This is a genomic window from Nocardia tengchongensis (assembly GCF_054781395.1).
Genome location: NZ_BAAGUM010000015.1, coordinates 15,659 through 29,378 on the forward strand (window position 1 = coordinate 15,659; position 13,720 = coordinate 29,378).

General features: G+C 65.0%; 14 protein-coding genes. 4 read left to right on the forward strand and 10 right to left on the reverse strand.

The window, feature by feature from the left end:
• Positions 1-16: 16 nt before the first annotated feature.
• From ACYVKL_RS26545 to ACYVKL_RS26565, 5 genes are all read right to left on the reverse strand, one after another.
• Entirely contained in the window at positions 17-1,525 is a 1,509-nt protein-coding gene (locus ACYVKL_RS26545) for an aldehyde dehydrogenase family protein (protein WP_379165852.1), read from the reverse strand.
• Positions 1,526-1,571: 46 nt separating this feature from the next.
• Positions 1,572-3,005, reverse strand: a complete 1,434-nt coding sequence (locus tag ACYVKL_RS26550) for a purine-cytosine permease family protein (protein WP_379166650.1) — start codon at positions 3,003-3,005, stop codon at positions 1,572-1,574.
• A gap of 67 nt (positions 3,006-3,072) precedes the next feature.
• Entirely contained in the window at positions 3,073-3,465 is a 393-nt protein-coding gene (locus ACYVKL_RS26555; protein ID WP_379165853.1) for a hypothetical protein, read from the reverse strand.
• A gap of 10 nt (positions 3,466-3,475) precedes the next feature.
• On the reverse strand, positions 3,476-5,116 hold the full coding sequence (locus ACYVKL_RS26560) for a GMC family oxidoreductase (RefSeq protein ID WP_379165854.1): 1,641 nt from the start codon (positions 5,114-5,116) through the stop codon (positions 3,476-3,478).
• Positions 5,117-5,353: 237 nt separating this feature from the next.
• Positions 5,354-5,992 carry a helix-turn-helix domain-containing protein gene (locus ACYVKL_RS26565; RefSeq protein ID WP_379165855.1) on the reverse strand — a complete coding sequence of 213 codons (639 nt, stop codon included), beginning with the start codon at positions 5,990-5,992 and terminating at the stop codon, positions 5,354-5,356.
• A gap of 656 nt (positions 5,993-6,648) precedes the next feature.
• Between ACYVKL_RS26565 and ACYVKL_RS26570 the strand changes: the two genes are divergently transcribed.
• On the forward strand, positions 6,649-7,812 hold the full coding sequence (locus ACYVKL_RS26570; RefSeq protein ID WP_379165856.1) for an IS110 family RNA-guided transposase: 1,164 nt from the start codon (positions 6,649-6,651) through the stop codon (positions 7,810-7,812).
• Between the two features lie 101 nt (positions 7,813-7,913).
• Here ACYVKL_RS26570 and ACYVKL_RS26575 read toward each other — a convergent pair whose 3' ends face one another.
• The 3 genes from ACYVKL_RS26575 to ACYVKL_RS26585 form a co-directional block, all read right to left on the reverse strand.
• The gene (locus tag ACYVKL_RS26575) at positions 7,914-8,780 is read right to left on the reverse strand and encodes a class II glutamine amidotransferase (RefSeq protein WP_379165857.1); all 867 of its coding nucleotides are present in this window, start codon (positions 8,778-8,780) and stop codon (positions 7,914-7,916) included.
• Between the two features lie 336 nt (positions 8,781-9,116).
• Positions 9,117-9,254 carry a hypothetical protein gene (locus ACYVKL_RS26580; protein WP_379165858.1) on the reverse strand — a complete coding sequence of 46 codons (138 nt, stop codon included), beginning with the start codon at positions 9,252-9,254 and terminating at the stop codon, positions 9,117-9,119.
• 431 nt (positions 9,255-9,685) lie between these two features.
• Positions 9,686-10,102 (reverse strand): winged helix-turn-helix transcriptional regulator, encoded by a 417-nt coding sequence (locus ACYVKL_RS26585; protein WP_379165859.1) that lies wholly within the window; start codon positions 10,100-10,102, stop codon positions 9,686-9,688.
• A 102-nt stretch (positions 10,103-10,204) separates the two neighbouring features.
• On the opposite strand from ACYVKL_RS26585, the gene ACYVKL_RS26590 reads away from it, so the two are divergent.
• Both ACYVKL_RS26590 and ACYVKL_RS26595 read left to right on the forward strand, forming a co-directional pair.
• Complete coding sequence (locus ACYVKL_RS26590) at positions 10,205-11,077, forward strand: alpha/beta fold hydrolase (protein WP_379165861.1); 873 nt, start codon at positions 10,205-10,207, stop codon at positions 11,075-11,077.
• 174 nt (positions 11,078-11,251) lie between these two features.
• Complete coding sequence (locus tag ACYVKL_RS26595) at positions 11,252-11,851, forward strand: hypothetical protein (RefSeq protein WP_379165863.1); 600 nt, start codon at positions 11,252-11,254, stop codon at positions 11,849-11,851.
• A gap of 381 nt (positions 11,852-12,232) precedes the next feature.
• On the opposite strand, the gene ACYVKL_RS26600 is transcribed toward ACYVKL_RS26595, so the two are convergent.
• Positions 12,233-12,844: a GNAT family N-acetyltransferase gene (locus ACYVKL_RS26600; RefSeq protein ID WP_379165865.1), complete on the reverse strand. Its 612-nt coding sequence runs from the start codon at positions 12,842-12,844 to the stop codon at positions 12,233-12,235.
• A 250-nt stretch (positions 12,845-13,094) separates the two neighbouring features.
• Here ACYVKL_RS26600 and ACYVKL_RS26605 point away from each other — a divergent pair, with 250 nt between their 5' ends.
• Positions 13,095-13,217, forward strand: coding sequence for a hypothetical protein (locus tag ACYVKL_RS26605; protein ID WP_379165867.1), 123 nt, complete (start codon positions 13,095-13,097; stop codon positions 13,215-13,217).
• Between the two features lie 26 nt (positions 13,218-13,243).
• On the opposite strand, the gene ACYVKL_RS26610 is transcribed toward ACYVKL_RS26605, so the two are convergent.
• Positions 13,244-13,681 carry a GNAT family N-acetyltransferase gene (locus tag ACYVKL_RS26610; protein ID WP_379165868.1) on the reverse strand — a complete coding sequence of 146 codons (438 nt, stop codon included), beginning with the start codon at positions 13,679-13,681 and terminating at the stop codon, positions 13,244-13,246.
• Positions 13,682-13,720 lie beyond the last annotated feature (39 nt).

The window sequence follows — 13,720 nt, forward strand, 5'->3', positions numbered from 1 at the left end:
ACCTCGTATCCAGGGCTCATGCGCTGTGGTTGATCATGACGTGTTTGGTCCGGGAGAAGTCGTCGAGCGCGTAGAGCGAGAGGTCGCGCCCGTAGCCCGATCCCTTGAACCCGCCCCATGGCACCTCGCACGCGAACACGAGGTGAGAGTTGACCCAGACAGTGCCGAAGTCGAGCCGTTTGGGCACGCTCAGGGAGAGGCTCGCGTCCCGGGTCCATACCGACGCCGAGAGGCCATACGGTGTTTCGTTGGCCCTCGCAACCGCCTCGTCGGTCGTGCTGAACGATTCGACCGTGACGACGGGGCCGAAGATTTCTTGCTGGGTGATCGGCGCCCCGGCCGGCACCGCGCTGAATACGGTCGGTTCGATGAAGTAGCCGGGGCCGTCCAGGACCGCGCCGCCGATGGCCGCGTGCAGGCCGGCCGCCGTCGCCTCGGCCAGCGAATTCCGTACGCGCTCGAAGTGTGGGCGGGAAACCATAGGACCGATTTCGACGTCGTCCCCGGCGGCCGGCGCGCCGACTACAAGGCTGCCGACTTCCCGAACCAGGAGTTGGGTGAACTCTTCCGCCACCGATTCGTGCACCAGCACCCGGCAGGCTGAGCCGCAGTCCTGGCCCGCATTGAAGAATCCGGCGTTGCGCACTCCGGCCGCGGCCGCAGCGAGGTCGGCGTCGGCGAAGACGACGACGGGTGCTTTGCCGCCGAGTTCGAGGTGGACGCGTTTGACCGAACGGGAAGCGGTTTCCGCGACTGCCCGGCCACTGGGAACACTTCCCGTCACCGCGACAAGCGCGATGTCCGGGTGTTCGGCCAGGCGCTGTCCTACCGTCCCGCCAAGGCCGGTCACGACATTGACGATCCCGTCGGGGATGTGTCCGGCGATGAGCTCGGCCAGTTTCAGTATCGACAGCGGCGTCTGTTCGGAGGGCTTGAGCACCACGCTGTTTCCGGCGGCAAGAATGGGGGCGATCTTCCAGGCGGCCATCAGCAACGGATAGTTCCAGGGCGTGATCACCCCGACCACTCCCACCGGTTCGCGGAGAATGACCGAGGTGTGTCCCCGTGCATAGTCTCCACCGGCCAGGGAAGTCATCGTCCGTCCCGCCCCCGCCATGAACCGGAACGTGTCGATGGTGTTGGAGACATCGTCCTCGGCGATGCTGCGGGGTTTGCCGGTATTCGCGGACTCGAGCACTGCGAGTGCTTCGCGGTTGGCTTCTACGATGTCCGCGATCCGGGAGAGCACCTCGGATCGTTCCTGCGGTGTGGTGCAGCCCCACGATCTTTGAGCCTCGACGGCCGCCTCCACGGCCGAATCGACATCTTCGATGGTTCCTGCCGGGACGGATCCGAGGACCTCCTCCGTGGTCGGATCGAGGACGTCGATGACCTCCGGGGACGAGCCCTGCACGAACGATCCGTCGACGAAGTGGCCCGCGGGCGGCACGTCAACGACCGGGATCTGATCCGGTCGGGGACGCCGAACGGTGAATCGTCCAATTTCAGTTGATGCCATGATCATTCACCTGCATTTTCTGCGCCCGGTCCGGCGCCTGTAGGTAGGTTCTTCATTTCGGCCGCGTCGCCGAGGCGTCAAGTGCGGCGGAACGATTCCTGCGGCGGGCAAGAGCTGTGGCTGTGAAGTAGTAGAGCGGTGAAACGACAGCCAATCCGACGATGAGCGAGATATCCGTGTTGCCAAGCATTTTGGCGATCGGTCCGATGAAGGCGGTTCCGATGATCATGAACGGGAGTTGTACAGCGACACCGATGAGGTAGCAGCCGACCGCAGGCCAGTTGACCCGGCCGTAGCGACCGCCGTCGCGCTTGTAGAAATCCTCGACGACGTAGTCCCCATGCCGGACCAGGTAGTAGTCCACCAGATTCACCGCGGTCCACGGGGCCAGCGAAGCCAGCAGCAGAACCAGGAAGTTCTTGTAGGTGGCGACGAAGTCGCTGCCCCCGGTGAGCGCGACACTCGCGGCCACCGCACACAGTCCGGTGGCGATCAGAGCACGTTCGCGGCCGCGTGGATCGAAGCGCGGAAAGATCGTCTGCGCAATCGTGATCGTGCACAGCGTGCCGCAGTACAGGTTCATCGCGTTCGTAGCGGCGACTCCGATGCTGAAGACCACAACCACCACGACGCTGATCCCTGCGGTGGCCTGGGTCAGGGCGACAACCGGGTCGGTGTGGGGGCGCAGCAATCCGATGCCTGCCCCGAGGAACATCGGCAGGATCGAGCCGATGCTGGTGCCCCAGTAGCTCATCCAGAATGCCGGCCTCGGGCCCGTCCTTGCCGGCAGGTAGCGCGAATAGTCGGAAACGTATGGGGCATAGGCGATCTGCCACACCGCACACGCCCCGAAGGTGCTCATGAAGCCGGCCGGCGTTGCAGTGTCCGTGCTGAAGAAGTGAGCGGGCACCGAGTGGATGATGAACGCCCAGACGAACGCCATCAGCAGAACCAGCCCCGATGCCCACGTCATGATGCGCGCGTAGGCGTGGATCAGGGTGTAACCCCAGATGGCCGCGCAGACGCTGATCGCCGCGAGCACCACGATGCCGGCCTTCTCGCTCAGGAAGGGTATCGCCGACGCGAGGGACTGCCCGCCGAAGACAAGAATCGAGATGAAGAACCCCAGGTACATGCAGACGACGACTCCGACGATGAGAATCGATCCCAGCGAACCGAATTGGCCCTTGGTCTGCACCATCTGTGGAACACCCAGCCGTGGCCCCTGAGCAGAGTGCAGCGCCATGAAGATCGCACCGAAGAGGTTTCCTGCGATGATCGCCAGCGCGGCCGACCAGGCGGGCTGCCCGAAGCGGGTCGTCGACAACGCCCCGGTGACGATCGCCAGGATCATGATGTTGGTTCCGAACCAGATCGTGAACATGTCCCGGTTGCGCCCGTGGCGCTGGTCGGCTGGGATCGGCTGGATGGTGGCCGATTCGATGGTGGAGACGGATTCCTCACGCCCGCTGTGATTTTCACTCACTGGTGTTGCCTTTCGCAGGACCCCGGGGCAGGTTCGGGGAGTGCGGTTTCGGCCGCGACAGGTTCGCTCAGCGGATGACGAAGCCGCGCTCGACAACGTCGGCGAGAAGATCGGCGTAGGAATCCATGTCGTCACGGGCCGGTCGTGGTGCCGCGGCATAGGGCATGGCGGCTTTCACGGCGGGACTGAGGAAGTACGCGCCTGCCGTCAGCACCGTCAGCGCCTCGAACTGGTCGGGCCTGTGCACGGCGAGCTCATCGAGAGCGGCTTCGGGGTCCTTGCCAGTACCCGAGGCGACGGCGGCGGCGAACGCCTCTGCGATATCGGGCCGGTAGCCGAGAACCTGGTCGAGCAACGCGCCGGGTACTCCGGCGGCGCTCGCCGAGGGCATGGAGCCGGACGCGGGAATCAGTGTGTCGGCGAGAAGTGCGAAGGTGCGTCGCTGGTCGGAATCGAACATCATGCTGTCCTTAGAACGCGGTCGGGATGCTGTGGCGGGTGTCGGCGAGGTGCCGCATCGAGCGCAGCGCAATCGCCATGATGGTCGCGGTCGGGTTCACGCCCGTGGAGGTGACGAAGACGCTGCCGTCGATGACGAACAAGTTGGGTACGTCGTGTGCCCGGCCCCACTGATCGACGACGGAGGCGGCGGGGTCGGTGCCCATGGTGGCCGTGCCGAGCAGATGCCAGGCGCTGTGGCGCACCACTGGGATCGGGTGGACTTCGACAGCCCCGGCGGCCTGATGCGCCTCGATCGCCCGCTCCACGTTGAATTCGAGCATTCGCTCACAGTTCTCACCGATGGTGTAGCGGATTTTCGCGGCCGGGATCCCGTCGGAGTCCGTGACATCCGCGGCGAGCATGACCGCGTTGTGCTCGTCCGGCAGGTCTTCGGTGGTGATCCCCCATTCGGTGTAGCGCCCGAACGTGCGCTCGAGGCGGCTGTGGAAGGCGGGCCCGAAACTCCCACGCCAGTCCTGGCCCCGCTCCCACAGGACGTGGGCGAGCGGGCCACCGGTCGGCATCAGGTTCCACTTTGCTCCCCGCACGAACCCACGGCCGGTGTCGGTCTCATAGAACTGCATCGACTGCAGCGCCTGTCCTGCCGGGCCGAGCCAGGTTTCGAGCTCTTCGTCGTAGACGCCGAATACCGAGGCGTACGGGTGCGTCATCAGACGCTTGCCCACCAGCCCGGAGGAGTTGGCGAGGCCGTCGGGGAAAAGCGACGAGGTCGAGTTCAGCAGCAGGCGCGGTGTGCCGACACCGTTCGCGGCCATCACGGTCACCCGGGCCGCCAGGTGTCGCAGGTTCCCGTCGCGGTCGACGTACTCGGCGCCGGTGACAAGGCCGCGGTCGTCGACGGTGAGCCGGCTGACCCGGGCACCGGTGATCAGCACCGCACCCAGCGCGATCGCGTCACGCCAGTGTGTGAGGTCGGTGCTGGCCTTGGCTCCGGTTGGACATCCGGATTCACACGCGCCGTAGCGCAGGCAGGCCGGGCGGTTCTTGAAGTCGCGCGACGCGATGGCATTCGGTGCCGGCCACCAGTGCCAGCCCAGTTTGTCCATCCCTTTGGCCGCGACCAGCCCGTACTTGCCGATCGGCAGCGGCGGCAGCGGAAAGGTGTGCGGATCCGGATAGGCGGGGTCGCCTTCCAGCCCGGACGCGCCGATATGGTGGGTGACCTCGTTGTAGAACGGTCGCAGATCCTCATAGGTGAACGGCCAGTCCTCGGCCACGCCGTCGAGTGTCTTGACCCGGAAGTCCGACGGCATCGCGCGAACCCAGTGCCCGGAGAACAGGATCGTGCTACCGCCGACCCCGTTGAACATCAGCGGTTCGACCGGGCTCTCGGTGGCATCGACCGGATAGTCGGCCGGGTTCTGACGCACATTCGGGCTGGAGTTCCACTGCTTCAGACGGGTGAGCTCCCACGACGGTTTGTCGCCGGTGAAGTCGTCGGGCAGGTTCCATTCTCCCTGCTCCAGACACACGACCTCGAGGCCTCTGCCTGCCAACTCGAGTGCCGCCACCCCGCCGGATGCTCCGGCGCCCACGATGAGGACGTCGGCTCCTTCGGCGGTGTCGTAGTCGATGTGCCGTGTGTTCATCGGCTGTGCTCCTGGTCAGTCCAAGAGCAATGATGCATAGGTCACACCTCGCCCGCCAGCATCGATCCACAACAAACCGGCGAACCTGTGTTGTGTAAACGCACAAGGAGATGAAATGCGCACGTAACGCGACGTCGAGGCGGCAGATCACCAGAGCGCAACGCCGCGATAACCCAGATACCGAGTTGTGGGCGTAGGTCGGGGCCACGTCCCGTTCTGGATCGGGCATCGACTACGTCACCGTGCCGGCGTCGGCTCCGCTGACAGGATCTGCTGCCGATAGTCGGTGGGGGTCAGGCCCGTTTCGGCGCGGAAGACTCGGTAGAAGTTGCGGTTGCCGCCGAATCCGCAAGCGTTCGCGACCGCGGCGATGGTCCGGTCGGGGTTGGCGATGAGTAGTTGTCGGGCGTGTTCGGCGCGTAAGCGGCGCAGGAGCATCATGGGGCCGCCGACGGTATCGCTGAAGAGTCGGAACAGTTTTCGGCGCGAGAGGCCGCAGTTCGCGGCGATGAGGTCCGAGGTCAGGTCCGGATTCTCGAGGTTCGCACGCAGGTAGGCGGTCACTTGCTGGCGGAGTAGGGAATCGGCGGCAGGCTCTGCGGGACGCTGATCGGTGCCGATGGCCAGGCATGCGGCGAGCATATTGATGCCGGCGTTGAGCATCGCGGAGTTGCAGAGAGCCCCGGGAGACAGGTCGACGACGTTGCGGAAGTAGTCGATGACCAGGGCTTGGTGGCCGATTGGCTGCAGTCGCACCGCTCGGGGTAGCTCGCCCTCGCGCAGGCCGGCCGCGGCGGTCAGGACGTCGCGGCGGATGCGGATCGTGATGGCTTGATAGTCGCGGGTGATGACTTCCTGTGGTTGTTCACAATCCACGACCCACATGGTTCCGGCCGGGGTCCGCAGAAGCGTTCCGTCGCAATGGACATCGCTCCGGCCCGCCACCGTCAGCCCGGCCACCACATAGTGCGAATCCGCGGCGGCGAAGTGGCGGCCTCGAGGACAGGCTGGACGTGCTCGGCGTTCCCGCTATCTACCACTTCGACCCGACCGGCACACACCGCTAGGTTTACTGGCAGCAGGCGCTGCACGACTCTTGGCCGCTGCTGGCCCAGGGTATGGGGATCGAGTCTTGAGACACCAATTGATCAGTCGCGCTCTATTATTCGCTGTACCCGGTGTGGTTCTCGCCGCCAAGTTCTGACCCGCGAACCCCGCAGAACTCGCCACGTGGTGCCGCTCGTGTATGACGCATACGGCACCACCTGCGCGGACCTGCTCCGATAACCGCTCATCGGCTAGTTAGACACTTGCTGTCAGGATCAGGTCCCGGCCAGGATTTGATCCAGGTGCCCGGTGGGGTGCTCCCAATATTCGGCTGCCCACCGTCTGGTTTGGTGCGGCTCTCTAATGGCTTGCTTCCCACCGGGTGCCGTGCAGGGAGTGGCTGAAGAGGGGCCTGCCCCAAGCTCGAACTAGCGGTGCCCTCCCGCACGGACACCACTTGGTTCGTTGACGCGGGAGGCACGGCGATGACCGTCATCATCGGAATGGACCCACACAAGCGCTCGGCCACCATCGAAGCACTCGACCCGACCGGCAAGGTTCTGGCCACAGGCAGATACACCACCGACAACGCAGGCTATGCGGAAATGCTCACTGCCGGAAAACAATTCCCGGACCGGATCTGGGCGGTAGAAGGCTGCAACGGCATCGGCCGCCACCTCGCGCACCGCCTGGTCCACGACGGGGAAGCCGTGATCGACGTGCCGGCGAAACTGTCGGCGCAGGTGCGTGTCTTCGCGACCGGCAACGGCCGCAAAACGGACCCGGTCGATGCCCACTCGGTGGCCCTGGCCGCATTGCGCGCACCGAATCTGCGGCGGGTCGAGGCCGATCCGGAACTGATCGCCCTGGGCATGCTCGCCGACCGCCGCGACGAACTCGGTCGCGCCCGCACCGAAACCCTGTGCCGGCTGCACCGGTTGTTGCTGGAATTGATCCCTGGTGGCGCCAAAGTCTTTCTGTCCGCCCGCCAGGCCCGCGAGTCGATCGCGGCGATCACACCGTCGGACGCGGCCGTCGCGATCCGGTTGCGGCTGGTTGTCGAGCTGATAGAAGACCTGGAAGCCATCGACCGCAAAACCAGGGCCGCGGACAAAGAACTGCGCCAACTTGTCATCGAACGCGGATCCACCCTGATGGATCTGCACGGGATCGGACCCTCTTCCGCGGCAAGGCTTTTAGCCGATATCGGCGATATCAGGCGATTCCGTGACCGGGATCGGTTCGCGTCCTGGAACGGCACCGCACCGTTGGATGCCTCGTCCGGTGATCAGCGCCGACACCGGCTCTCACGAGCCGGGAACCGCAAGATCAATCGGGTATTGCACATCATGGCCATCGTTCAACTACGAACCCGCACCACCGCCAGCCGCCTCTACTACGACAGCCGCAAAGCAGGCGGGAAGACCTCGATGGAAGCAATCCGCGCCCTCAAACGACGACTGTCGAACGTCGTCTACGCCCGGATGCTCGCTGATCAACGACGTCGTGAATGGGCAGGCCCGGGAGGGCAATCGGGAACGACTCTTGACTCCAGCGCGACCGGTTCCAACCCGCACACCGATCCTTCGGACAAGCCACATCCCGGACCCGACAACCAGGCTAACCCCGCACCCATGATGACGTCTTGACATAGAGGGGAGCCACTACAGGGCGTTCACCGACCACCTGCAGCGCAAGGCCCAGATTATCGTCGACTACTACCGCCGCGACGACGCCGCAGCGGCGATCATCAGTGTGCGGTCTGGGAGGCGGCGGCGGTCTCGTTCAGGTCGGCGAGCGAAAGCAGGTGGCGGGGCGGGGAATCCCGAATGATGCTGGACCGCACGTGCAGATGCCCGGTGACATGGAGCAGTTCACCGGAGGCGAGGAGTCGCCATCCGGGGTCGTTGTCCATGCGTTCGGTGGCGATGACGACAGCGGGATGGTCGGTCAGCACGCCACTGCTGGCGCGAATGCCCCTGTGACTGGTGTGGTCGAGTCGCTGATCGCCCTGTGCGCCGCCGGCGGCGCGCTCGAGGACATACAGGTCGTGGGTGTCGGGATAGCGCAGGGCCCACAGTTCGGTCGCGGTGGTGAGAATCAGGTTGAGTGCGTAGAGCGGCAGCCGGTCGGCGATCCAGCCGACCGCGTCGGTGATGCCCGCGGTGACATCGCCCGCATGATGGTCGATCCGGGCCGTGATCAGGGCGAAGAAGCGCTCGGAGTCGGTGTCGCCGTGGACGAGTCGGCGATAGTCGCCGAGTTCGTGCTCCAGTTCGTCGAGCCCCTCCAGCACCCCGTTGTGCGCTAGCAGGCGTCCGTGCTGCTCGAACGGATGGGTATTGCGCACGTACAGCCCGCCCGTGGAGGCGAAGCGGACATGCGCGACGAAGGTTTCGGATTCGCATTCGCGGGCCTCCTGTGCGAAGAGCCGATCCTCGTAGGCAGCGATCGGCTGCTTCTGCACCAGCGGCGCGCCCGCGGCGGTGAAGGTACCCAGGCCCACGCCGTCAGGTTCGCGGTGACTTTGCCGGGACAGGCTGTCGGGCGCCTTCAGCAACCAGAAGGTGGCGCGCACCCGCTGCGGCGCGGCCGAGAGTCCGAACAGGCGGCACATGACCAACTCCTCCCATGAGAAGCGAAGACGCGCGGACTGCACGGCCGGGCCCAGGGATGATAGGGCCATGTCAGAGAGGCCGTCGGTGCTCGAGCATCATCGTAACCCCGAGCATGTACGCGATGGATCACCTCACCGCCTCACCCGCCGGTGCGCACACCGCCCGCATGGATGACTCACGGCATGCCCGGATCCGCAGCACCTAGCGCTGACCGGTTCGGTCAGCGCGGTATAAGGGCTGGCGTTCGGTGGACGTGAGGTGTCGGGCTCGCGGTCTTCTACCGGGTACGGGGTGTAGACCAGGTTGGCTGGCGACACGGCCGAATTGGAGATGTTTCAGGCCGCCTGCGGTGTCGTGAGACGGACACGGATGTGGTCGAGCAGTTCACCGGTTCTGGGCGGTTTGGGTAGGTAGTCACACGCACCGGCCGCGTAGGCGTCACCGGTGGCATCGGGACCAAGTCTGGATTCCATCGCCGAGCGAGGTTCAAAGCGCGCTGCGCGTTGCTGGCAGAAATCACCTCATGGCCGGCGTTGGCCGGCACGAGTACCTCAATCTCTGCCATCGCCGGGTTGCTCTCGACGACAAGGACCTTGCCGGGCTGAACTGCGGGGGTCGGCGGAAGTGTGAATTCTGTTGCAGAGCGCTGGAATTGGCTCATCGAGGATCCCTCGCAGACGGGGGTCACCGACCGTCGAATCCGATCTGTGAACTGTTTTCATTACGTTCACAAGACCAGGTCCATTCCCCGGCATCCCATTACCGGTTGCGCGCTCCGCCAATGTGCGACATTCGGCTGAGCGCGCACTCCCGACGGCCGTATGGCACTCTGCCCGTTGATCTTCCGCTGCCTCGGCCAGCCGGTTCGGCCAGCGCGGTATGCGCCATGAGAGTGTGTTGGAAGCTATTCGCTGGCGGTTGGGTCGGCTTGTGCGTCGTCGACGGCGTTGGCGTAGTCGATTTCGGCCATATGATCCTCGGCCCAGGTGCGCAGTGCTGCCAATGGGACCTCCAGGGACAAGCCCAGTTCGGTGAGCCGGTAGTGCACCCGTGGTGGCACTGTCGGCTCCACTCGACGGATGACCAGACCGTCCCGGACCAGGTTGTGCAGGGTCACCGACAGCATCTTCTGGGATACACCGGGCATGCGTCGCCGCAGCTCGGCGAACCGCACCTCACCCGGGGCGGCCTGCGCGAGGACCTTGACCGCCATCGACGTCCACTTCGTGCCGATGCGGTCCAGCAACTGACGGGTCGGGCATTGGCAATCGAACAGATCACCGCGAACCGGCGCCTTCGCGTGCACTGATCGAGTAGTCACCTGGACCTCACCACCTGTAGTCGAAGTGCCTTCTTGGCAGCGCAACTGACGTTACCTACCGTTTCCTGGTAACCAATGGTAACCAGACAGACGGGAGGTCTCATGGCCTACGCGCCACCGCTCCACACCGCCCCTGTCGAGCTGCGCCAGATCGAGACCAACGGCATCCGCGCCAACGTCGCCATAGCCGGCTCCGGTCCCGCAGTCGTTCTGCTGCACGGCTTTCCGCACACCTGGCGACTGTGGAGCGAGATCATCGGCCCGTTGTCCGCGCATTACCGGGTGATCGCCCCGGACCTCCGCGGGTTCGGCGCCACCACCCGTGCGTCCGACGGCTACGACGCCGGCGCGCTGGCCGCCGATATCGCCGGAATCCTCGATGCTCTCGGCGAACCCACCGCGGCCGTGGTCGCGATCGATGCCGGCACCCCGGTCGCGGTCCTGCTCGCTCTGCGCCACCCCGACCGGGTGCGACGGCTGGTGGTCATGGAGGCACTGCTGGGCAGGCTCCCCGGCGCCGAGGACTTCCTCGCCGCGGGTCCGCCATGGTGGTTCGGATTCCACGCCGTCCCCGGTCTCGCCGAAACGGTCCTGCACGGCCACGAGGCGCGGTATATCGAATGGTTTCTCACCACTGGTACCGGTGGCCGGGGTGTGCGGGCAGATATCCACGACGCGTTCGTCGATGCCTACACCGGAGAGGACGCCCTACGCTGCGCCTTCTCCTATTACCGCGCACTGCCGACCAGCGCCCACCAGCTCGATCACGCCGTTGCGGCCAATCGGCTCACCACACCCACCCTGGCGATCGGCGCCCACCCGGTCGGCGACGCGCTGGAGCGGCAGCTTCGACCCATCACCGATGATCTCGTAGGACAGGTCATTCCGGATTGCGGTCACATCATCCCGCTGGACCGGCCGCACGAACTGCTCGACCTCATGATGCCCTTCCTCGCCGCCGAACGACCCGCCTGACCACCAACCGCATCAGCGAAAACGCTCATCGGTATGAGCGCGCACTGGCGACGGTCGGTTGGCGGGCTCAGATGACTCCTGCCCGTTGATCTTTCAGCACGCACGCTGGCCGGTTCGGTCAGCTCCGTCGTCTTCGACCTCATTCGATCCGCACATCAAGGCTCCGTGTCACCCGTGTCTACGTCGGTCTCGAAGTTTGCGGCGGGTTTGCGGCTCTGCCATCATCTGCCGATGAAGAAAACGAAGGCTGTGGTGCTCGGTGCCGCAGTAGTGCTGTCCGTGGGAATCGCCGGTTGTAGCGCGGATCAGGAGTCGTCGTCTGCCGGGACCTCGGTCGCGCCGACCACAACGGCCTCATCAACTGTCGCGAGCGATTACACGAACCTGCTCATCAAGCCCAGCGATATCGACTCCGACTGGACGTTGAAGACCAGCAAGGCGGAGAAGAACGGCATCACCGGCATCTACGGCAACGGTGCGGGGACCGAGAAGATCACCACCGCGGTCATTGTGCGCGAGAACGCCACGAGCGCTGCCGCAGCGGCCAAGAATGATGTTGCGCAGAAGACGGGTGCGGCCTTCACACCAATCGATATCGGCATCGAGGGCGGCATCCTGAATGGCCCGGAGGGAACCACCGTCGTCGTGTTCGCCGAAGGCGGAGCCTTCGCGATCATCGAATTCAACAGCAAAACCGGTGAATACGTCCCGGCCGAAGTAGCGTTCGCGATCGCCGCGAAGCAGGACGCCGCCATCAAGAACGGCGTGAAGTAGCGGCTCACGGTCTCAACGCGTTCCGCTGTCGGATTGCCGACAACGGAACCGCGCTGGAAGTCACGGACTCTCCACCATCGCCGGAATACAGCTTTCGAAAACTGTCTTCGAGGTGTCCGAACGGGCAGTGTCGAACAGTGCAGGTTCATAGCAATTAGTCGCGCCAAAACGGCACGGTCGCACAAGCTTTCCATGCCTCAGCCGGCCAGTCGACACCCTCGGTGCAGGCAAACTCTTGGCCTGCTCAATTGGTAGCGTTGACTTTCCGTCCGTGAAGGCCCACAACGAGAAGTCGCGCTCACTGCGGTAGAGCTCGAACCGATGAGGTCGTTGTTGGCACAACGGCTATGCCGCCTTCGCCCCCCGGAGAACTCGGCCGGGTCAAGGCATGTCCGCAGTCGCCCGCCGGTGCTCGTACCAGATTCCCGGGACGACCGATCCGTTCGGCAACGGCTGCGCTCGCCGATCTACTTCCGTCGCCCCGATCCTGTCGCAGATGCGCTGCACTGCGAGATTCGTTTCGGCCGTACCGATCTCGATGGTAGTGAAACCGGCGTCGTGGATCGCCTCGACCAGCGCGGCCACCGCTTCGCTCGCGTAGCCGGCGCGCCGGTGCCGTGGTCCGATCCACCAGCCGAGAGTTCGCGACGATGCGTCACTGTTACTCGGGTGCACGGTCGCGCACCCTACCAAGGTCCCGTCCGACCGCGACTCGAACACGAGAAGCCCGGGAGTCGGGTGCCCCGAGGCGACGGCTTTCACCAATACCCGAGCAGTGCGTTTCGTCCAGCCATTCCTGGCCAGCATCTCCGCATCGATCGTGGCGGCGACCGCGACCGCGTCCTGCGGTACCGGCGCGCGCAGTAGCAGCCGTGCGGACTCGACCTCTGGCAGCGCGCCATAACGCGCCCTGACTTCCTTATCGACGAGCCCACTGACTCTCCACGCCCAGAGCCCGCCCGCGACAAGTACGACGCCTACCACGAGCGCCACCCAGCAGGCGATAACGAGTCCCCTTGCAGCGGAGCCCGATACGACCGTCAACGCGACCCCGACAACCACCGCCGGAGCCCCGACGCTCACGATCCAACTCGCCAGCCCACGAGCGACGGCACGCCAGGGCCCTTGCTGGAGGGCCGCTCTGACATACGTGATTCGCCACATTGGAAACATGCGCGAACCATATTCGACGCTGTCGAACCGACGCGGATCCCGGCCCAGAGAACAACACAGCCGTAGGGAGGTGACCTTCGTCGGTGGCGAGATCAACAAACAATCGGCAAAAGCGAACGGTCCGCAGCGCGCCGGGTTCGGCCGCCGGCACCCCGCAGTGGCCGGTCAGGTCAGCGCGGTCAGCGGCAAGTAGTGCGTTCGTCGGTTGGTCCGCACGGTTCAGTCGGTTGGAGCGAAGCGATAGACCCGTGATTGACGCGGTTGAAATCCGAGCCGCTCATACAGTCGGTTGGCGGCTGACCGTGAGGCTCGTGAGGTCAGATCCAACGTCCGCGCGCCGACAGCGCTAGCCCGCGTCTTGGCCTCCTCGATCAAGGCTGCTCCGACGCCTTGGCCGCGGGCCGAGTCATCGACCACCACATCCTCGATCCGCGCTCGAAGGCCCGACGGTATCGGGAACATCACCAAGCTCAGAGTCCCGACGATCTTTCCGTCGCTCCGTGCGACCAGGACGGTGGTCGACTCCGTGGAGGCCAACTGCGCCAGCGCTTCTCGATCCAATCGCTTCGCCGTCTGTGAGAGCTGGGGTAGCAGCCGGTTGAAAGCTTCCACGATCTCGTCGTCGACCTCGGTCAGTGTTTCCACAGTGACAGCCACCACGGCACTGTACTGCGTGCCCCGTAGGTGCCGCCTTCT

What these genes read in the sequence shown, in the direction of transcription:
- ACYVKL_RS26555 (WP_379165853.1), bottom strand. Translation starts at nt 3,465, where the DNA reads ATGTTCGATTCCGACCAGCGACGCACCTTCGCACTTCTCGCCGACACA.
- ACYVKL_RS26590 (WP_379165861.1), top strand. Translation starts at nt 10,205, where the DNA reads ATGGCCTACGCGCCACCGCTCCACACCGCCCCTGTCGAGCTGCGCCAG.
- ACYVKL_RS26580 (WP_379165858.1), bottom strand. Translation starts at nt 9,254, where the DNA reads ATGGAATCCAGACTTGGTCCCGATGCCACCGGTGACGCCTACGCGGCC.
- ACYVKL_RS26575 (WP_379165857.1), bottom strand. Translation starts at nt 8,780, where the DNA reads ATGTGCCGCCTGTTCGGACTCTCGGCCGCGCCGCAGCGGGTGCGCGCC.
- ACYVKL_RS26570 (WP_379165856.1), top strand. Translation starts at nt 6,649, where the DNA reads ATGACCGTCATCATCGGAATGGACCCACACAAGCGCTCGGCCACCATC.
- ACYVKL_RS26560 (WP_379165854.1), bottom strand. Translation starts at nt 5,116, where the DNA reads ATGAACACACGGCACATCGACTACGACACCGCCGAAGGAGCCGACGTC.
- ACYVKL_RS26545 (WP_379165852.1), bottom strand. Translation starts at nt 1,525, where the DNA reads ATGATCATGGCATCAACTGAAATTGGACGATTCACCGTTCGGCGTCCC.